Origin of the sequence: Mucilaginibacter pocheonensis, assembly GCF_031456535.1 — a bacterium.
Taxonomy (GTDB): Bacteria; Bacteroidota; Bacteroidia; order Sphingobacteriales; family Sphingobacteriaceae; genus Mucilaginibacter; species Mucilaginibacter pocheonensis.
Map to the genome: position 1 here is coordinate 900,554 of NZ_JAVDUU010000002.1, position 19,616 is coordinate 920,169.

Annotated in this window: 15 protein-coding genes; 6 read left to right on the plus strand and 9 right to left on the minus strand. The window is 41.1% G+C overall.

Going from position 1 to position 19,616, the window contains the following annotated elements; genetic code table 11:
- Positions 1 to 46: 46 nt before the first annotated feature.
- The 3 genes from J2W55_RS10830 (at position 47) to J2W55_RS10840 (ending at position 3,199) form a co-directional block, all read left to right on the plus strand.
- Complete coding sequence (locus tag J2W55_RS10830; protein ID WP_310095500.1) at positions 47 to 1,246, plus strand: glycosyltransferase family 4 protein; 1,200 nt, start codon at positions 47 to 49, stop codon at positions 1,244 to 1,246.
- A gap of 74 nt (positions 1,247 to 1,320) precedes the next feature.
- Entirely contained in the window at positions 1,321 to 2,403 is a 1,083-nt protein-coding gene (gene gcvT, locus J2W55_RS10835) for a glycine cleavage system aminomethyltransferase GcvT (RefSeq protein WP_310095502.1), read from the plus strand.
- Between the two features lie 43 nt (positions 2,404 to 2,446).
- The gene (locus tag J2W55_RS10840) at positions 2,447 to 3,199 is read left to right on the plus strand and encodes a 2-phosphosulfolactate phosphatase (protein ID WP_310095505.1); all 753 of its coding nucleotides are present in this window, start codon (positions 2,447 to 2,449) and stop codon (positions 3,197 to 3,199) included.
- A 102-nt stretch (positions 3,200 to 3,301) separates the two neighbouring features.
- Here the strand turns inward: J2W55_RS10840 and J2W55_RS10845 are convergent, their stop codons facing one another.
- From J2W55_RS10845 to tilS, 5 genes are all read right to left on the minus strand, one after another.
- Complete coding sequence (locus tag J2W55_RS10845; protein ID WP_310095507.1) at positions 3,302 to 4,180, minus strand: DUF4349 domain-containing protein; 879 nt, start codon at positions 4,178 to 4,180, stop codon at positions 3,302 to 3,304.
- Between the two features lie 120 nt (positions 4,181 to 4,300).
- Complete coding sequence (locus J2W55_RS10850) at positions 4,301 to 4,627, minus strand: nucleotide pyrophosphohydrolase (RefSeq protein WP_310095510.1); 327 nt, start codon at positions 4,625 to 4,627, stop codon at positions 4,301 to 4,303.
- A gap of 56 nt (positions 4,628 to 4,683) precedes the next feature.
- Positions 4,684 to 5,646 (minus strand): hypothetical protein, encoded by a 963-nt coding sequence (locus tag J2W55_RS10855; RefSeq protein ID WP_310095513.1) that lies wholly within the window; start codon positions 5,644 to 5,646, stop codon positions 4,684 to 4,686.
- A gap of 153 nt (positions 5,647 to 5,799) precedes the next feature.
- The gene (locus tag J2W55_RS10860) at positions 5,800 to 6,282 is read right to left on the minus strand and encodes a hypothetical protein (RefSeq protein WP_310095514.1); all 483 of its coding nucleotides are present in this window, start codon (positions 6,280 to 6,282) and stop codon (positions 5,800 to 5,802) included.
- A complete protein-coding gene (gene tilS, locus J2W55_RS10865; protein WP_310095517.1) occupies positions 6,279 to 7,616 on the minus strand; it encodes a tRNA lysidine(34) synthetase TilS in 1,338 nt (445 codons plus the stop codon). Before tilS ends, J2W55_RS10860 begins: the two co-directional genes overlap by 4 nt.
- Positions 7,617 to 7,667: 51 nt before the next feature.
- Between tilS and J2W55_RS10870 the strand changes: the two genes are divergently transcribed.
- Positions 7,668 to 10,307, plus strand: a complete 2,640-nt coding sequence (locus J2W55_RS10870) for an OstA-like protein (protein WP_310095519.1) — start codon at positions 7,668 to 7,670, stop codon at positions 10,305 to 10,307.
- 115 nt (positions 10,308 to 10,422) lie between these two features.
- On the opposite strand, the gene J2W55_RS10875 is transcribed toward J2W55_RS10870, so the two are convergent.
- Positions 10,423 to 10,617 carry a hypothetical protein gene (locus J2W55_RS10875; protein WP_310095521.1) on the minus strand — a complete coding sequence of 65 codons (195 nt, stop codon included), beginning with the start codon at positions 10,615 to 10,617 and terminating at the stop codon, positions 10,423 to 10,425.
- 188 nt (positions 10,618 to 10,805) lie between these two features.
- Positions 10,806 to 11,969: an N-acetyl-alpha-D-glucosaminyl L-malate synthase BshA gene (gene bshA, locus J2W55_RS10880; RefSeq protein ID WP_310095523.1), complete on the minus strand. Its 1,164-nt coding sequence runs from the start codon at positions 11,967 to 11,969 to the stop codon at positions 10,806 to 10,808.
- 125 nt (positions 11,970 to 12,094) lie between these two features.
- Here bshA and J2W55_RS10885 point away from each other — a divergent pair, with 125 nt between their 5' ends.
- Positions 12,095 to 12,517 carry a VOC family protein gene (locus tag J2W55_RS10885; protein WP_310095525.1) on the plus strand — a complete coding sequence of 141 codons (423 nt, stop codon included), beginning with the start codon at positions 12,095 to 12,097 and terminating at the stop codon, positions 12,515 to 12,517.
- Between the two features lie 44 nt (positions 12,518 to 12,561).
- Here J2W55_RS10885 and J2W55_RS10890 read toward each other — a convergent pair whose 3' ends face one another.
- Together J2W55_RS10890 and J2W55_RS10895 are read right to left on the minus strand one after the other, a co-directional pair.
- Positions 12,562 to 12,945: a VOC family protein gene (locus J2W55_RS10890; RefSeq protein WP_310095527.1), complete on the minus strand. Its 384-nt coding sequence runs from the start codon at positions 12,943 to 12,945 to the stop codon at positions 12,562 to 12,564.
- A 42-nt stretch (positions 12,946 to 12,987) separates the two neighbouring features.
- Positions 12,988 to 16,392 carry a T9SS type B sorting domain-containing protein gene (locus tag J2W55_RS10895; protein WP_310095529.1) on the minus strand — a complete coding sequence of 1,135 codons (3,405 nt, stop codon included), beginning with the start codon at positions 16,390 to 16,392 and terminating at the stop codon, positions 12,988 to 12,990.
- A gap of 128 nt (positions 16,393 to 16,520) precedes the next feature.
- Here J2W55_RS10895 and gcvP point away from each other — a divergent pair, with 128 nt between their 5' ends.
- Complete coding sequence (gene gcvP, locus J2W55_RS10900; RefSeq protein WP_310095531.1) at positions 16,521 to 19,412, plus strand: aminomethyl-transferring glycine dehydrogenase; 2,892 nt, start codon at positions 16,521 to 16,523, stop codon at positions 19,410 to 19,412.
- Positions 19,413 to 19,616: the final 204 nt, after the last annotated feature.

Sequence of the window (19,616 nt, forward strand, 5' to 3'; positions counted from 1 at the left end):
ATTACGGCTTTCTGGTTGGTATTTTTGCTTTAAACCAGTTTGCCAATTGAAAATTCTTATTTTAACACACCGGGTGCCATTTCCACAAAATGGAGGGTATGCCATTGTGGTTTGTAACACCATAAAAGGATTGGTTACGCTCGGGCATGAAGTATCATTGGCGGCGCTTAACGCAAAAAAATATAATGGCCGCGAGCAGGAACCTACTGACGAACTGCTTGCCAAAATAAATTATACCTCATATAATATTGATATCAGCGTATCCATGTTTGACGGGCTGGTTAACCTGTTCAACAAAAAATCAAATGACATTGACAGGTATTACGATGCCGAGTTTGAAAAGCTGCTGATACGTGAATTACGGCAAACTGCTTATGACATTATTCAGTTTGAGGGGTTATTTGTTACCCCTTACTTAACAGCTATACGAAAGCACTCTAACGCTAAGCTGGTTTACCGGTCGCACAATATTGAGCACCAGGTATGGGAAAGGATAGCCCAACAAAAAAGTGACCTGTTCAAAAAATGGTATCTGCGCATGCTGGCCAGGCGGGTAAAAGATTATGAATTGCAGCAGCTTAATAAAGTTGATGCCATAGCTGTTTTTACAAGCGAAGATAAAAGCACAATACTATCATACGGAACCAATATCCCTGTGGAAATATTCCCGGTTGGGATAGACCTTACACTATATAAACCCGATTTTAGCAAAACAGAGTTTCCGAGCTTGTTTTTTCTGGGTTCGTTGGATTGGCTGCCCAACCGCGAAGGCATTGAGTGGTTTATTGATAATTTTCATAAAGACCTGACCGATGGCGACCTCCGCGTAAAGTTTTACGTAGCCGGTCACAACATTCCTGACCGGTTTGACGATTATGAAGTGATGGGCAAGATATTTATACAGGGCGAAGTTGATGATGCCTTTGAATTTGTGAATAGTAAGGCCATTATGATAGTGCCGCTTTTATCGGGAGGCGGGATGCGCGTAAAAATAGTAGAGGGGATGGCTATGCAGAAATGCATCATATCAACATCAATTGGAGCCGAGGGCATAAATTTTGAAAACGGCACCAATATTATTATTGCTAATGATCAGGAAGAGTTTTATGAAGCCATTGAACGCTGCATTACTGATGAGGAGCATTGCCGCGCCATAGGTAATAATGCACGCAAATTAATTGAACAACAGCACGATATAAATATTGTGACCCGAGATTTGGCCAACTTTTATAGCAAGCTAATTTAGTAGGTGAGCTATAATTACGAAACACTCAAAATTACCGCCAGAATATTTACTTTTGCGCCAACAGATGTTGACGAATGAAAAACACGGCTTTAACGGATATACACACTAAACTGGGTGCCAAAATGGTACCTTTTGCGGGCTACAATATGCCTGTACAATATACTGGCATCAATGCAGAACACGAAACTGTACGCAAGGGAGTTGGAGTATTTGATGTAAGCCACATGGGCGAGTTTATTTTAAAAGGAGATCATGCGCTTGACCTTATTCAGCGCGTTACCAGTAATGACGCTTCAAAATTATATGATGGTAAAGTACAGTACTCCTGCCTGCCAAATGAGGATGGAGGCATAGTTGACGATCTGCTGGTTTACCGCATTGATGAGAAAACCTATATGCTGGTGGTTAACGCCTCAAACATTGATAAGGACTGGAACTGGATATCAAAATATAATACCATGGGCGTTGATATGAAAAACATATCAAACCGTACCTCGCTGCTGGCCATACAAGGCCCGAAAGCAGCCGAAGCCCTGCAAAGCCTTACTGATATTGACCTGGTGTCAATGGAATATTACACCTTTAAAAAAGGAAACTTTGCCGGTATAGAAAATGTGCTGGTATCGGCAACCGGTTATACCGGGGCCGGAGGTTTTGAAATATATTTTGAAAATCAATATGCCGAGCATATTTGGGACGCCATTTTTAAGGCCGGCGAACCATTGGGTATTAAACCAATTGGTTTAGGCGCCCGGGATACTTTACGCCTTGAAATGGGTTTTTGCCTGTACGGTAATGATATTGATGACGCCACCTCCCCGTTAGAAGCAGGTTTGGGCTGGGTAACCAAATTCAATAAGGAGTTTACCAACTCGGCAGCTTTACAACAGCAAAAACAAGCCGGGATAAGCCGCAAGCTGGTGGGCTTTGAAATGATAGACCGCGGCATTCCACGTCATGATTACCTCATTGTTGATGCCAACGGAAACAATATAGGCAAGGTAACTTCAGGAACACAATCGCCATCATTACAAAAAGCCATAGGCATGGGTTATGTAGACACTGAATTTGCGAAAGAAGGGTCGGAAATATACATCAGTATCCGGGACAATAAAGTTAAGGCAAAAGTGGTAAAACCTCCTTTTTATAAAGCTTAGGCTGTCCTGCCCCACTGAGGGCGAACACTACAAATATTTAACTATGTCAAATAATATCGATATTCAAACACCTCCCTCAGGGGGCCGGGCGGCGCACGTTTGCCTTACCCCGGCGCTGTTACCGCTTTTTAATGTAGAAGAGTACATTGTAGTGGTTATTGATATTTTTAGGGCAACATCATCTATCTGCTATGGTATTGAAAACGGTGCTGAGGCTATTATCCCGGTATCACAAGTTGAGGAATGTTCCGCGTATAGAGAGAAAGGGCTGGATTACCTTCTGGCAGCAGAACGCGACGGGAAAGTAGTGGATGGCTTTGACTTTGGCAATTCTCCATTTTCATACACTGCCCAAAAAGTGGCGGGCAAAACCGTAGTGCTTACTACCACCAACGGCACACATGCTTTGCATTTATCGCGCAGCGCAAAAAAAATTGTTATCGGATCTTTTTTAAATCTTACAGCTTTAAGTATCTGGCTAAAAACACAGCATGAAAATATATTGTTGGTTTGTGCCGGCTGGAAAAATAATTTTAACCTGGAAGACACCCTGTTTGCCGGCGCCGTTATTGAGCATTTAAAGGGTGAAGGCTATGTACCTGACGATGCTGCGATGGCAGCTAATGATCTTTTTCAGGTGGGGAAAGGTGATATCAACCAGTATCTTAAAAAAACATCACACGGCGAGCGCCTTAAAAAACTGGGTATAGAAAAAGATATTGAGTTTTGCCTGCAGGTTGATATTACAACCGCAATCCCCGTGTTGCAGGGAGAGCGGTTGGTGAGGTTGGTTTAGGTAAGGTTCAAATAAGTGTTGATGAATAAACAATAAATGTATTATTGTCAACGCAGCATGGCGACTTCAGCAAGCAAGGAGATATATATAATAGCATAAAGATCACGCTACAGTTCTCACTTGCTTTTTTCTCCATTTTTTTATCATTAAATAAATAATTATGATTATCAGGGTGATTGGCCATAAGCTGATTATACCGAAAAATAGGTTCTGTAAAAAGACCCAGCCACCAACAACGGCGGTTTTAAACTTATCGCCAGTATCCATGCCTTTGTCGGCTTTTTCAACATGTTGAGTATAAAAAGTTATATCCAAAAAGCTGTAGGCAACCTGTTTATTGAGGTAATTTAACTGTCCCTGGGTTGATTCAATATCACTGCGGATTTCGGTGAGCTTGTTCTCAATTTCCAGCAGGTCTGATATTTTTGAACCCTTTTTTAAGAGTTCGAGATATCGGTTCTCCAATAGTTTTTTGTTGTCCAGCCGGGTTTTCATATCGATGTAACGGGTTGTAACATCGGTTATGGAAATGTTTTTTGAATCGATCTTACCGGCAACGCCAGAAACGGAATCAACCAGGAGATCAAAATACTTTGCCGGGATGCTTATTTTTAAATTATACTCTTTACGGTTTGCGCCGCTGTTGGTTGATTGATTGTCCTCATCTACATAACCGCCATATTTTTTAACTGCTTGCAGTATCACTTTCCGTGTGCTGTTAATGTTACTGGTTTCAAATTGTATGGTGCCGTTTTTTATGATCTTTTTTGATGTGTCATGAATGGCGTCATCTGTAATCTTAATGTCTGCATTACCAGCTGGCTTGGCTATTGCAAAATTTTCCGTTGTCGTTTCTCTGTCTGCTTTTAAAACAGGTGGCGTAAATACGGCGAGATCAACAGTTTTAGACTTTTCCTCAGCTTTATGTGTGCATCCCGGAAAGGCCAGGAGTAATGTAATGGAGATAAGATAAATTTTCATAATAAGGCTAATTAATTTTATATCTAAACGAAATTGGCCTTATTAAATTATGTAAAATTCATTAAAAATAAAATTATATTTTGTTTATTCGATTTATTTAAAATTATATTTTACAAAAGACTATTTCAGTTTCTCATTATTCTTGTGCCGGTCGGCATCACGGATGCTTTTCTTTTCCATATTTTTCTCCAGCGCATCCGTAAGGTCAATTCCGGTTTGGTTAGCCAGGCATATCAATACAAAAAGCACATCCGCCATTTCATCAGCCAGGTCTACCTCGGTATCTGATTTTTTAAATGATTGCTCGCCATACTGTCTCGCCATAATGCGGGCCACCTCGCCCACCTCCTCCATCAAAATAGCCGTATTGGTAAGCTCATTAAAATACCTGATACCCATGGTTTTTATCCACTTATCTACAAGATGCTGCGCTTCCCTGATTTCCATAATTTTTTTAGAATTAATTGCACGCTTAATTATTTAAAGCTTTGCGGTTGGTACGTTTATTTATTTTTATCCGTCTTAGCCGGGGCTGTTTTGCCCTCCACATGAACAGATATAACACTTGCGTGGGGTATGTTGAGTGTTTTCCCAGGGGTGATCTGTAAGTAATATTTGAGATAACTATCCATAAGTGCCCGCGAAAGACGGATATAAGTTTCCTCATAACCTTGTTCGCTAAACCCGATCAATGGTTTGCCATAATGCATTTGTCCCTGGGCATCCACACAAATTGAAAACGAGTAATAAAAGTCCTGGTAAGCTTTATCGATGGTGATATCAAATGTAGGGCTCAGATAATCGTCAGAGGTATCAAAATTATTCAGCAAAGTACCTTCCGTTCTGCGTTTAGTTACTTTTACCCGGGGGCTTTTGCTGGTTAAGGTAACTACCTCGCGGGCCGCAAAAGCTTTATTAATATCGCTATTTGCTTTGGCTACCAAACCTTTTACATAAAGGGTATCCCTACGGCTGGGGCGCTTTAGCGTAGCGGTATCAGAATGCAAAACGTTCTTTATATAATTTTCAGCGTAAAATGTCATAAATACCTTGGCGCCCGAAATGTCGATGGAATCATTTTGCGCTTTAAGTATTTCAAGTATCATGCTATCCTTATTCATTTTTCTCATCCTAAGCCACGTTCTTGCTGTATTAAAAACTGAGTCGTACCCACGGCTAAGCGGAAAATTTATGAATTGCTTTTTTATGGGGCTGTAGATACGTGCCGAATCATCTTTAGTGAAACTTATTTGCCATTCGGGCTGTAATTGGTAACCATATTCATTAAATGCAAGGCCATTTTTTTGGAGCCGCTTTACCTCAATATATTTAATGCCCTGTACGGGTTTAAAAGATATGAGCTCTTTTTTGCCGCGATTATTTGAGTTTGCATTATTACATCCCGCATTTATTATCGAAATCATGGTCAGCAATACCAACGCGAAGCGTTTAATTTGATTATTCATAGAAAGCATAATGGCCTAAAGATATGTAATTCAGCAAACTGATATAATAAATTTGGCCTTACAATGTTTGAATATGCTTAAATTTTATAAATAACTGCTGAAAACAACGTAGGTGGGAGAGCAACAATACAGGCATGGTATACCTGCTGCCATTTACTTTTTCATTTCTTCCTGTATAGCCCTTAAAAACTCGTTGGCGTGTTGCGAGCCAATAATATAAAGCAGGCCATCCCTGTCTGTAAGATGTATGGCATCATTACCGGCAGCATAAAACCTGATGGTACCCTTAGTATGCAAATTGTACACCGGGTTGTTGAACAGGTAACGGCTGTATGATCCTTTTTCAACCTTCACAATGCTGTTCAGGTCAATTTTTACCAGGCGGGCGGTCCATAAACCATTAAGCAATATGCTTTTGTTTTGTACCCTGGTGCCAAAATGGAGTAAAAAACCCATGATAATGGATATGATGATAATGGCGAAGCCCACCACTACCAGGAGGTCACCATTACGTTCACGTTCATCAGTAAAAAAGTAGGCTGCGAAGCAAAACATAGCCAGAACAAGGCGTATGGTAATAGGTATAAATTCCCTGCCGAGGTACTGTTTTTCTACAAAGATCGGTTTATCGCTCATCTTAATTTAAACAATTCGAAGATAGTAACTTTTTTAGTGTTATTGCTTACTTTATACCTTTCATCCGGCCGGTAACCGCCAACCCATAACACATCGCCGTTGCCATTTATGAGCAAAGGAACTTCATTTTTTTGATGCAGCGCAATTTTTTGACCGATAAAAAAATCACTTATCTTTTTTCGCCCTTTCATGCCCAACGGAAAAAAATGATCACCTTCCTGCCACGCCCTTAATGTTAGCGGAAATATCAACAAAGCCGAATCAATAGACACCGCCATGGGGTTATCTCTAATTATCAGCGGACTGTCGTCATGCAATATATTTAGATTATACCCCCCAAAGTTTACCTCATGGTCTGTTTCCCCTATCATTACAGGTTCCGGCCCCTCGTCTATTCTTTTTTTAAGTATCAGCCTGTCGCGGTCAAGTATCAGCAAAAACTCCGCTGATTCAAAAATACGTCCGGAATGCTTATGTAAAACCGATATCAGATCATCAACGGTAGTTTCATTAAAACCGTATTCCTGCAACAACTTAAAAAGTAACAAGTGGAGAGGATTTAATTTTTTTACCTCGTCAAGTAATAAATAAGTACCATCGGGCCCCTGTACAATTATAGCTTCCTTTAAATAAGCTATCTGGTTTTCAAGCAACACTTCCAGGTCGCGGAAGTGTTTGAGATTATTGTCGAATGTTTTTTCCAGACTGGGGTTTAACTCCTTTAGTTTAGGTACAACCTCAAGCCGTATCTTATTGCGTGCATATTTTGCCGACGCGTTTGAGCTATCTTCTACATAGGCCAGGTTGTTATCGGCAATAGTGGTTGTTATTTCATCGCGCTTTAAAAACAGCAGCGGGCGCACCAACCTGCCATTTCTGGGCAAAATGCCATGCATGCCGGCTATGCCGGTACCACGGGTAAGGTTTAACAATATTGTTTCAATTGTATCGTTTTGGTGATGTGCAAGCGCAATAACCTGGTAATCTGATTGCTGGCAAACAGCATCAAACCATTGATAACGCAGTTCGCGCGCGGCCATCTGGATTGATACTTTTTTATCGGCCGCATAATTCAGGGTATCAAAATTGACGGTATGGAAGGGTACACGAAGCTGATTGGCCAGATTATTACAAAACTCCTGGTCGCGCAGGGCTTCGGTACCGCGTAACTGAAAATTACAATGGGCAATGCCAAAGTTATAGCCAGCAGCTTTTAATAAGTGGGTCATTAAAACAGAATCCATGCCACCGCTTACCGCAGCTAAAATTTTGCTTTGAGGAGTAAACAATGTATTTTGTTCAATAAAATCAACAAATTGCTTAAGTGGTAGCATTCACCAAAATTATTAATTTAATAACCCCAACAAAAAACTAATTTTGCCGACGTGAGGAAATACGTTTTAAGCATTTTATTATTGATGATCGTGGGCACTGTTATGGGCCAAAAAAAGAAATCAATTGTAAACTTAATTCAATCAGAACGCAGTACGGGTACTAAAATTAACGGTCGCGATGCAATTAAGGTTTACAAGGGCACATTTAAACAGGATTTCTCCACGCTGCGGTCAGATAGTGCTTATTTTTATCCGCAGGATAATGCCTTTGATGCCTTTGGGAATGTAAATATCAACCAGGGTGATACACTGAACATCTTTTCGGACAAATTGAACTATAACGGTAATACCAAGCTGGCTGTATTAACCAATAATGTAAAAATGGTTGACCGCGATGCCACACTAACAACTGATTATCTTACTTACAATACTTCTACACGCATAGGCACCTATACCGGTGGTGGTAAACTGGTCAATAAGGATAATGTGCTCACCAGTAAAAACGGTTACTATTTTGCTTACTCACGCGATTCCTATTTTCGCTATGATGTGGTGCTTACTACCGTTGATGCCATTATTAAAAACGATACCCTGCGATATAATACCGGTACCCGTATAGCTTATTTTTACGGGCCTACCAACATTTATGGCAAAAAGGATAAAGATACCCTGTATACCGAAAACGGGTTATATAATACCGTAACCGAGCAGGCCTTTTTTGGTAAACACAATTTGTACAAACAGGGAACCAAAACATTAAAAGGCGATAGCTTATTTTACGACCGGTTAAAAGGTTATGGCCGTGCGGTTAAAAACATCACATTTAATGATAATGAACAAAAAATAACGCTCAAAGGCGATTTGGGTACTTATTATAAAGCCGATGAGCGCACAGTGGTTACCCAATATGCTTATATGGTAATGATAACCGAACAAAAGGATACCACCCAAACAGATTCGGCAGTTTCTAAAGCACCTCTCCCGGTGGCCGGCAAAAAACTTAAAGCTCCGCCAAATACTGCGGAAATCACCAATATGGCAAAAATGGTGCAGGACCTTAAGCCTAAAGGAATAGTTGGCAAGGTTGATTCGGCAAAAGCCGATTCGGCGGTTAAGGCATTGGCCGTGCAGGGTAAAGCTATAAACGCGGGTGATGTAAAAAAGATCACGAACCTGGCAAAAATGGCTGAGGATCTGAAGCCCACAAAAAGAATAAGTAAAGCCGACTCAGTAAAAGCGGATTCTGTTGTTAAGGCGCTCACCTCACAGAATAAAAATATTAAGTCCGTTGATGCCGGAAAAATTGCAAACGTGACAAAGGTAGTTAAGGATCTGCAGCCCAAAAAAGGAGACAAGCCACCGCTGTTGACGGATACGGCAAAAAAGGCGGAAAAAATTAAGCGCGATTCTATATTCATGACCGCCGATACGCTTGAAACGCAGATCATGACCTATAAAAACCTGAAGATATATCAGGAAAAACAGCGGATGCTGCATTTTAGAGATACCTCAGAACTCGGCATGAAACTGGCTGTTTTAAATACCAAGCTTAAGGGTATGCCCACCGTGTCGTTGAAGATACCTAAGGATAGCAGCTATTTACACCGCGATTTTTTTGGAAAGCCTAAAGTTGATTCCACACAGATAAAAAAAGATCAGGCAACCGCTTTAAGAAGAGCGAAACAGGATAGCCTGCGAAGGATAGACATGAAAAAGGACCCGGTTTTTGCTACCCGCGAATTTAACGTTAGTGATACTGCCCGGATAAGGATATTAATTGCCCATCATCATGCTAAAATATTCAAATCGGATTTGCAGGGTAAGGCCGATTCAATTTTTTACAGTAACAGCGATTCTACCATACGCTGTTATGTAAAACCAATGTTCTGGACGCAGGGCTCGCAGCTATCCGGCGATACGGTTTATCTGCAGATGCGCAATAAAAAGCTGGATAACATGGAATTGTTCCCATCGGCCTTTATTGTGAATATTGAAAAGGGGGACTCCCTGCATTTTAACCAGGCTTCGGGCCGAAAAATGCGCGGGTTCTTTAAAAATGACAAGCTCGATAAGATGTATATTGCCGTGAATGCCGAAAGCATTTTCTTTAAGCGCGATAGCGGAAAGGTAAATGGCATGCAGCGATCGCTCAGTAGTCGTATCCGTGCTTCATTCAAAAACAACGAGGTAAATGACGTGCTGTTTTTGACCAAGCCTGAAAACAGGTACATACCCATCCATAAAACTACCGAAGACGATAAACTATTAAAAGGGTTTATATGGAAGCCAAAAGACAGGCCGGTTTCTAAAGAGTCGATCATTCCATCACGGCATAAAAAACCACCGGCTCTAAAACACCCGCCTAAAACTAAAGCCGATACCGTAAATAAGGCTAAAACAGATAGTTTAGGCAGGCCGTTGAAACTCGATCAGGATTCAACCCAAACCAAAACTGATTCAACCAAATTGGGGCGGCCAGTTAAAGCCACAAAAGATACCATTGGCAAAGCAGGAGTTATTAAAGCGCCTGGAATTAATACTACTAAAGATAGTTTGAATAAAACACGCACAGGCACATTGCACCCAACAAACACTGCTAAAGACACCGTCAGCAAGGCAGGAGGACCGATGCCTCAGCCCAAAGCGGTTAAGGATACTGTGAAAAGCCCGGCTAAAAAACCGGGGAGTTAAATAAGCGTGCACATGTTATTATGGTATAAAAAGGCAACCTTTTTTATAAGCCATAGCAATTCTGTGCAAGTTTAGTAACAAAACCTGACCAAACGGGATTTAAAAAACGGAGGCTTTAAATAGCGAGTTCCACTTCTTTAATGGAGATAAATAATAAACGCCCTTGATATTCCACCCAAACATCTGCAAAGCCACTACCATCATAACCTAAAAATTTCACGAAGGGGTTATTACTAATGTTCAAATTTTTCCATCTTTTACCAATGTACTTAAGTATTTGACCACGCTTTAGGGTTGTGTGCTTTGCCATAAGTTATTTTTTAAAGGTGAAATAGAATTCTAAGTTAATTAACATTTGCGATAAATTTTAACCTTTAGAAAATAAATTTTCATTTGTATCGGCTATATTACATCAGCAGGGATATTGAACTTAGTTATTGCACAAGCTATGCAATGAGTAACTTATTTATACATAATTGTTTATGAAAGAGCTTTTGTTTAAAGCGGTTTTTTACACACCTCCTTACATTTATCTTTGCATTTATCAATTACTTCCAGGTAATAGTTTTCATACAAAGGCAAAATGGCCGACAGGTCAAATTCTTTAGCACGGGCAAGTGCATTCTCCTTAAAGGTGGCAAGCCTGGCCTCATCCTTTAGTATATAAATGGCTTTTTCGCCCATTCCATCAACATCGCCAACATCTTTCAGGAAACCGGTAAGCCCATCCACATTTAATTCGGGAAGGCCGCCAGCGTTGGTACTGATCACCGGTACTTTACAAGCCATGGCCTCCAAAGCGGCTAAACCAAAACTTTCTGATTGTGATGGCATCAAAAACAGGTCGGCTACTGAAAGTATCTCTTCAATAGCATCCTGCTTGCCCAAAAAACGAACATTGTCTGTAACCTTCAGGTCGCGGCATAATTGTTCGCAAGCGGAGCGTTCGGGCCCATCGCCCACCATCAGCAATTTTGAAGGGATTTTTTTTACCACTTTGGCAAATATCTTGATCACATCCTCGGTACGTTTTACCTTACGGAAATTAGAGGTATGTATCAATATTTTTTCGCCCGATGGGGCTATAGCTTTTTTAAAATGGTCTTTTGCTTTAAGGCTGAAACGGTTAAGATCAATAAAATTCGGTATCACCTTAATATCATTCTCAATCTCGAAAAACTCATAAGTATCATGCCTTAGGTTTTCAGACACCGCGGTAACCCCGTCAGACTGATTGATGGAAAAGGTAACTACGGGGTTAAAGGTGCGGTCTTTACCTACCAGGGTAATATCGGTACCATGCAGGGTAGTAACCACAGGAATGTAAATACCATAGGTCATCAATATTTGCTTGGCCATAAAAGCTGCCGATGCGTGGGGAATAGCATAATGAACATGCAATACATCCAGTTTTTCAAAACGCACAACATCAACCAGCCTGCTGGCCAGGGCCAGTTCATAGGGCGGAAAATCAAAAAGCGGGTAGTTTGATACTGATACCTCATGGTAAAACAAGTTTTCAGAAAACAGATCTAACCGGGCAGGCTGATTATAAGTAACAAAGTGAACCTGGTGACCACGGTCGGCAAGAGCTTTACCAAGTTCTGTGGCTACAACTCCGCTTCCACCAAAGGTAGGATAACAAACAATTCCGATTTTCATTAATGTAATTGATTTTTCGATGCAAGTTTAACAGCAATTTATGGCAAATGTGTTAAGGTTGTGTAAAATGATTTAACTAAGTTACCTAACTTAGTTAAATCATTTATACTAATAGATACATACCTATGGCAACGCCTATTAATTTAGTAATCAATAGCATACAGCATATTGGCATACCGGTAACAGATGTCGGGGTGTCGAAAGAATTTTACAGCAGACTGGGTTTTAGCAATGTAATGGAGGCGCCGTTTAAAGATGGCGGATCAACGGGTACTTGTGTCATGATGCAGCGTGGCAACATGATCATGGAGCTATATCAATTGCCTGAAGCCGGGCTAACCGAAATCAGGAACCGAAGTAACGGTCATATTGACCATGTTGCTTTTGATGTAAGCGATATTGACGAAACGTTTAAAATAATTAAACAGGCAGGGTTTAATGTAATAGAAGAAGCGCCTGTTTTTCTGCAATTCTGGAAAAACGGCTGTAAATACTTTAACATTACTGGCCCAGATGGCGAACGGCTTGAATTTAACCAGATACTTTAAAAGTATCCTTTTGTTGACCTGCAGCGGTGCTATTTCATGAGGTATTATATCGGGTTGGTTATCCACCAGGTGTTGCCAAACGGATCTTTAACTCCCGCGCTGCGCCCATAAGACTGGTCGGCCGGTGGCATAATACTTTGGGCACCATTGTCAATAGCTTTTTTATAGGTTTCGTCGCAGCTATCTACATAAATGAACATACCAGAGTTTTGCTGATGATAAGTGTCTGTACAATCGGCAAACATGATGGTGCTGCCTTTAATGTTTATTTCGGCATGCATAATCGTTTTCTCATCGCGCATTTGTTTGTACTGCTCCCTGGCATCAAATACATTTTGCATAAACTTTATAAATTTTTCTCCATCATTAATGATCAGGTAGGGCATAATGCGCTGATAATTTTCGGGAATGTTACTTGCTTTTTCCATGGCTTTTTTATTCAAAATTAGTAATACTTGCGCAAGGTTACTTTACCTGATAATGGATAAATAACCTGAGAGCAGGCTGCAATTTTTATTAAGGTTGATGATGTAATAATAAGCACCATTTGCCAGCAAGTTGCCCTTAGAGGTACCGTTAAAAGGCACTGGATATCCTTTTGATTCAAATAATTTTTGTCCGTAGCGGTTAAATATCTGTATCTGCGCGTTGGGATAGTTTTCAATGCCTTCAATTTTCCAGTAGTCATTAATACCATCCCCATTAGGCGTAAAAGCATTGGCAATGTGAATAGCCGAAAGACTGATAGTTACCTGTACTTTCGTCCGGCTGCTTTCGCAGCCGCCTGATACCTGGCTTATATAAAAAGCCGTGCTGGTTTTAGCGTTTATTGTAAACCGCCCGTTAGCTTGTTGGGCGAGCGGCGTAATACTATTAACCGATTCGTACAAACGGTAAGTATAGCCAGCAACAGCGCTATTAACCGTAAGTAAGGCATTGCCGGAAGTGCATAATTGCACATCATTAGCAGAAGGTGCAGCAATGATACCGCTATGAGCTGTTATGCTATAGCTGGCAATTGCTTCTGCGCAACCACTGGCATCATTTACTATCAATTTATAGTTGCCAGCGCTTAAACCAGTGGGCGAAACACCTGTTGATACCTGCTCATTATTGGCATTATACCATTCGTAAACATACGGCTGTAACCCTCCGGTGATCTGTATGTTTTTAATACTGCCGGTTTTAAGATCACATTCATCGTCGGTTTTTTGTTCGGTATTGGGTATAATTTGTAGTTGGGGGATTTCATTAATGGTATAGCTGTTGTATAAACTTTCGCAATCATTTTGATCGGTAAAATAAAGTTTATAAGTACCCGCTGCCAGGTCGCTAATCTGCTGATTGCCGGAAATAGTTTGATTCAGGCCGTTGACCCATCTTAATGATTTTACCTTGGCATCAGCAGTAACCGAAATAGAACCGTTTGTTTCACCAAAACAGGTGTTTTTGCGTGTAATTGTATAAGTTGAATAGGTGGTGCCCGGCAATTCCAGGATCTGATAAACCTGGCTGGTTTTACTGCATCCAAAATCATTGGAGGCGGTGAGCCGATAAGCGCCGGCAGGTACATTTTTAAGGTCAGGATTATTGCCCACTAAATTGTTGTTAGCATCACGCCATTCAAATTTGGTAGCACCAGGAGCGATAATGCCGGTAATGGAGCCGTTTGCTTTATTACAGCTGGCATCTGTTTTAGGGTTTGATGGTATATTAAGGGTGATGCCGTTGGTTTCAGGGATTTCAATTTGACTACTGTAAACGGGGCCACATGGAGTGTCATCGGTGACCTGCAAAGTGTATTTGCCTGCAGGCTTACCTATAAGGTCTTTGGTGGTGGCAACTTCCTGGCCCTGCTCATTTTTCCAGCTGTATTTAAGATTGGTTCCGGTAACTGTTATATTAGTAATAGAGCCGATTAACTGGCCACATGGAGTTGATTGAATTGCTTTTGTTGATTCATCAATGTTGGAGCCAGAGGTGTTGGTAAGGATAACTGGGCCATAGGTAGTTGAACAATGAATAACATCGTCTGTCATTGTTAATATGTACTTGCCCGCGGGTAATCCAGAAATATCCACTTTATTTCCCATAAGGGTATTGTTTTGATTCCTCCATGCATAGGTGGCGGTATTTTGTGATCCGGTAATGGCTATTAATCCTGTTATTGAACCTCCAATACCGCAGGAAGGATTTTTGTGGTTTACGTATGTATCAACGATTGATGGTTGAATATTATATAAAAAAACATCAACAGTTTTTGCAAAACATTCTCCGTTAAATCCGATAGCATAATATCTGCCCGGGCCTGCATTTTTAAGTAGTGGGCCTTCGCCAATCTTTTCATTATTCGAATTATACCACTCAAACCTAAGGATATGCTTGTATTTTGTATTAATGATCTCAATAGATCCATTATTTAAGCTACATGTGGGTTGAGTGATGTTAAAGTAATCATCAAAATATGAAAAAGATGGTTGTGTAAATTCAGATGAGTTTTTTAAAAGAAGGGCATTTGAAACGAATCTCTTGTTATTGAAATTTCCTGTTATTTTCCACTGGCCGTTAATATCGGCTGTGATTTTTGTAAAAAACTTTAAAGGACTACATACCGGACAATCTGAATCATCATAGTAAATGTAGATGTTTGAATTAGGCGATGCTGTGCCCGAATACTCAGCGCTATTGTTTACCAAAACTTGTATTTTAGGTATAACAATATTGTTAGATTCAAAATAAACTGAATAAACTCTTCCGCTGCAAATAATTTTGTTTTTTAATATTTGAATATTGTTTGATGATTCATTTGCAATTGTTGAACCATAAAAATCCATGTTGTATGATCCTGTGTTAGTGAAAAAAACGTTTTCCAAGGTTTCATCTTCAGAGCCGATTATGCCGTCGGAACAGTTTACCATATTAATTGAATATCCTGCTGATTGGGGGTAGGTAAAAGCTATGTCCTTATTTGCAAGAATTTTAAAGTTAGTTACATGATTTAACGAAATTCTTAATATTTGGGACGTATTGTAGCTTACTTCGACATTATCAGCTTCTGAAAATTCAATTACAGGCAGATAATATTTACTATTATCGCCATTACCATCAATCCCAATATAATTATTCGATATTTTAAAATTTGAGCCCGAAAGTTGTGTTGCAGTTGCTATGTGATTACCTTCAATCAAGGTAGTCCCCCCAAAAGTCACATTTTTTGCGTTTAAACTTATACCTTGTGGAACATATGATAATGGAACGGGTTCGAAGCCAAAGTAATTAGATTGAATGCGGATGTCAGCGTTATTAGAATTTGAAGGTGAATCGGAAGAGGGGCCGAAAATAAAATGATCACAATCATGTATCCAATTGCCTTTTCCGGGAGCTCCGATTCGAATATTCTGCGAATCAATTATGCTAATGCCGGCCGATATTCCAGAACCAGCGTAGTTTAAATAATAAAACTCTGATGTTTCCAGCCCATACACCTCTACATTGTTCTTTTGAGAGATATACAAGGCTGAAACATTAGGGTTAATCAGTTGAATAAATGCGACGCGGTTTGCTTTTATACAAATTTTGGCATCGCTCATCCCAAACTTGGTGCCCGGTTGAGTGCTTCCGTCAATCACTAAATTTGATGACACATTTGGAAGCTGACTTGATATAATTATCGTCCTTCCTGCCACACTTAAATCCGGCAAATTAAAATTGATATAATCCTTCACCGCGCTACCATTAGCCGCCGCTAAGGTTAAAGCCTCCCGCAAAGTGCCAGGGCCCGAGTCTGCATTACTGGTTACTACAAACGTATCGGCAAAGGCTCGTGAGCCGCAAAAAAGGAACAAAAAAAAGATAAGTATAAGCTTGCGAAACATGGTTCAGGTAATTCCATTGCCAAAATACATTTTTTATCTGTAAACACTTTGTCAATATCATATTAGGTAATTGTTACTCATGTAGCAAAAGTGTACCTTTGCGCTAAATTTAGAGGGACACTTGATTCATGAAGTTGAACGCAGACTACCAGGAGAAGTTTCAGTCGAGACATATTGCTCCAAATGAAGCCGATACGGCCAAAATGTTAAAAACCATTGGTGTAAATTCACTTGATGAATTAATAACCCAAACGGTACCTGACAGGATCAGGCTAAAAAACCCGCTCAACCTTCCAGCCGCAAAAAGCGAATTTGATTATCTGAACACTTTAAAGCAAACCGCTTCAAAAAATAAGGTTTTCAAATCATTTATTGGCAAGGGTTACTATGATGTGATCGTTCCGGGAGTGATACAACGTAATATCCTGGAAAATCCCGGCTGGTATACACAATATACCCCGTATCAGGCCGAAATTGCACAGGGCCGTTTACAGGCGCTGCTCAACTTCCAAACCATGGTAATTGATTTAACCGGTATGGAAATTGCCAATGCTTCGTTACTGGACGAAGGCACGGCAGCTGCCGAAGCGATGTTCATGCAATACAGTTTGCGTAAAAATCAAAACGCTAATGTTTTCTTCGTATCTGAAGAGTTGTTCTCGCAAACTATTGATATTTTAAAAACGCGTTCAGAACCGTACGGTATTGAATTGCAAATAGGCGACCATCGCACGGCCGAATTGACCGACAACATGTTTGGTGCTATAGTACAGTACCCCGCCGGTAACGGCGCCGTATATAATTATACTGATTATGCGGCCAAAGCACATGAAAAAGGCATTAAATTAACTGTTGTTGCCGATATTATGAGCCTGGTGCTGCTAACGCCTCCGGGTGAGTGGGGTGCCGACATTGTGGTTGGTTCTACCCAGCGTTTTGGTGTGCCTATGGGCTTTGGCGGGCCGCATGCCGCTTTCTTTGCCACCAAAGACGAATATAAGCGCTCTATCCCGGGCCGCATTATTGGTGTTACCGTTGATAGCGCAGGTAATTACGCCCTGCGTATGGCCCTGCAAACCCGCGAACAGCATATCCGCCGTGATAAAGCGACTTCAAATATTTGTACAGCGCAGGCGTTGCTGGCCATTATGGCAGGCATGTACGCCGTATATCATGGTCCGCAGGGAATAAAATCAATTGCCGAGAGGATACATGGTTTAGCGGTTTTATTAGCTAATTCTCTTAATGAATTAGGTTACGAACAACTGAACGAGTCGTTTTTTGATACGCTAAAGTTTGATGTTCGCGCATTGGCCGGTCCTATCCATTCAGAAGCGTTAAACAATGAAATGAACCTAAACTATGACGGTTCAGTAATTACCATTGCTGTTGACGAAACCACCTCGCCTGAAGATATTAAAACGCTGGTTAAATTTTTTGCTAAAGTAAAAGGCAAAACCGTCAACGATGTGAATTTTGATGAGTTAAAGTCAAATTTGCAAACCGTTATACCAGCCCAGCTGCAACGTACATCGGCTTATTTAACACATGGTCTGTTCAACTCGCACCATTCAGAACATGAAATGCTGCGTTATATCAAATCGTTAGAGACCAAAGACCTTTCGCTTTGCCATTCCATGATCGCTTTGGGGTCATGTACCATGAAACTGAACGCTACTACCGAAATGGTACCTGTTACCTGGGCCGAGTTCAGTAAGATACACCCTTTTGCCCCTGCCGATCAGGTTGGCGGTTACATGCAGCTTTTTGACGAGCTTAATAACTGGCTTAGCGAGATAACCGGGTTTGCGGCCATGAGTTTACAGCCAAACGCAGGCGCTCAGGGCGAATATGCCGGTTTAATGGTTATCCGCGCCTATCATAATGACAGGGGCGACCATCACCGTAATATCGTGTTGATCCCGTCATCAGCGCATGGTACCAACCCCGCTTCAGCAGCTATGGCCGGTATGAAGATAGTAGTGGTGAAATGTGATGATAATGGCAACATTGATGTTGCCGATATGAAAGCCAAAGCCGAGCAATATAAAGATGAACTTTCATGCCTCATGGTTACTTATCCATCTACCCACGGGGTATTTGAGGAATCGATCATCGAGATATGCGAAATTATACACCAGAATGGCGGCCAGGTATATATGGACGGCGCTAATATGAACGCGCAGGTGGGCCTAACCAGTCCGGCCAATATTGGTGCCGACGTTTGTCACCTTAATTTACATAAAACCTTTTGTATTCCGCATGGCGGCGGCGGTCCGGGCATGGGGCCTATTGGTGTAGCCAAACACCTTGTTCCTTACTTACCCGGCCATGCTGTTGTTGACATTGACAGGGGCAAATCAATCCATGCGGTATCGGCGGCGCCATGGGGCTCAGCTTCAATCCTGATCATATCACATGCTTATATAGCTATGATGGGTGCCGATGGCTTAACCGATGCAACCCGTTATGCCATATTGAATGCAAATTATATTAAGGCGCGTCTGCAGGATCATTTTCCGGTACTTTACGCCGGTGCTAATGGCCGTTGCGCGCACGAGATGATATTGGATTGCCGCTCCTTTAAAGCCTTTGGTATTGAAGTTACCGACATTGCCAAACGCCTGATGGACTACGGCTTTCATGCGCCAACCGTATCATTCCCGGTTGCGGGTACCGTTATGGTGGAGCCAACCGAATCAGAACCTAAGCACGAGCTTGACCGTTTTTGTGACGCCATGATAGCCATACGACATGAAATTGCAGACGTGGCTGACGGTATATCAGACAAAACAGATAATCCTTTAAAAAATGCCCCGCATACTGTGGCCGTAATTACAGGCAACGATTGGGAGCACCCATATACCCGCCAAAAAGCGGCGTTCCCGCTTCCTTATGTGTCAGCTTATAAATTTTGGCCATCAGTAGGGCGCGTTAATGACACTTACGGCGACCGGACATTGATCTGCTCATGCCCACCGCTGGAAGATTACGCTTTTGAGGAAAGTGTAATAGAGTAAAGATTCAAGACATGCGGATTTCAGATAGGCAATTGTAAGCCAACTGAAATCCGTATGCCTTTGATCATTTTGATTCATTTGGTCATTTGCCGATCATTTATTCATTGTTTTTTTTAAAAAATCCCCAGCGTTTGGATTGGGGAAACAGGTATACAATATTGCCGACAATTATATTATTGTCAATAATATTTGTTTTGTGCCTTT

Bases quoted from the DNA above. Each gene is read 5' to 3' on its own strand.
- gcvT (WP_310095502.1), top strand. From the start codon at position 1,321: ATGAAAAACACGGCTTTAACGGATATACACACTAAACTGGGTGCCAAA.
- J2W55_RS10840 (WP_310095505.1), top strand. From the start codon at position 2,447: ATGTCAAATAATATCGATATTCAAACACCTCCCTCAGGGGGCCGGGCG.
- J2W55_RS10845 (WP_310095507.1), bottom strand. From the start codon at position 4,180: ATGAAAATTTATCTTATCTCCATTACATTACTCCTGGCCTTTCCGGGA.
- J2W55_RS10850 (WP_310095510.1), bottom strand. From the start codon at position 4,627: ATGGAAATCAGGGAAGCGCAGCATCTTGTAGATAAGTGGATAAAAACC.
- J2W55_RS10855 (WP_310095513.1), bottom strand. From the start codon at position 5,646: ATGAATAATCAAATTAAACGCTTCGCGTTGGTATTGCTGACCATGATT.
- J2W55_RS10860 (WP_310095514.1), bottom strand. From the start codon at position 6,282: ATGAGCGATAAACCGATCTTTGTAGAAAAACAGTACCTCGGCAGGGAA.
- tilS (WP_310095517.1), bottom strand. From the start codon at position 7,616: ATGCTACCACTTAAGCAATTTGTTGATTTTATTGAACAAAATACATTG.
- J2W55_RS10875 (WP_310095521.1), bottom strand. From the start codon at position 10,617: ATGGCAAAGCACACAACCCTAAAGCGTGGTCAAATACTTAAGTACATT.
- bshA (WP_310095523.1), bottom strand. From the start codon at position 11,969: ATGAAAATCGGAATTGTTTGTTATCCTACCTTTGGTGGAAGCGGAGTT.
- J2W55_RS10885 (WP_310095525.1), top strand. From the start codon at position 12,095: ATGGCAACGCCTATTAATTTAGTAATCAATAGCATACAGCATATTGGC.
- J2W55_RS10890 (WP_310095527.1), bottom strand. From the start codon at position 12,945: ATGGAAAAAGCAAGTAACATTCCCGAAAATTATCAGCGCATTATGCCC.
- J2W55_RS10895 (WP_310095529.1), bottom strand. From the start codon at position 16,392: ATGTTTCGCAAGCTTATACTTATCTTTTTTTTGTTCCTTTTTTGCGGC.
- gcvP (WP_310095531.1), top strand. From the start codon at position 16,521: ATGAAGTTGAACGCAGACTACCAGGAGAAGTTTCAGTCGAGACATATT.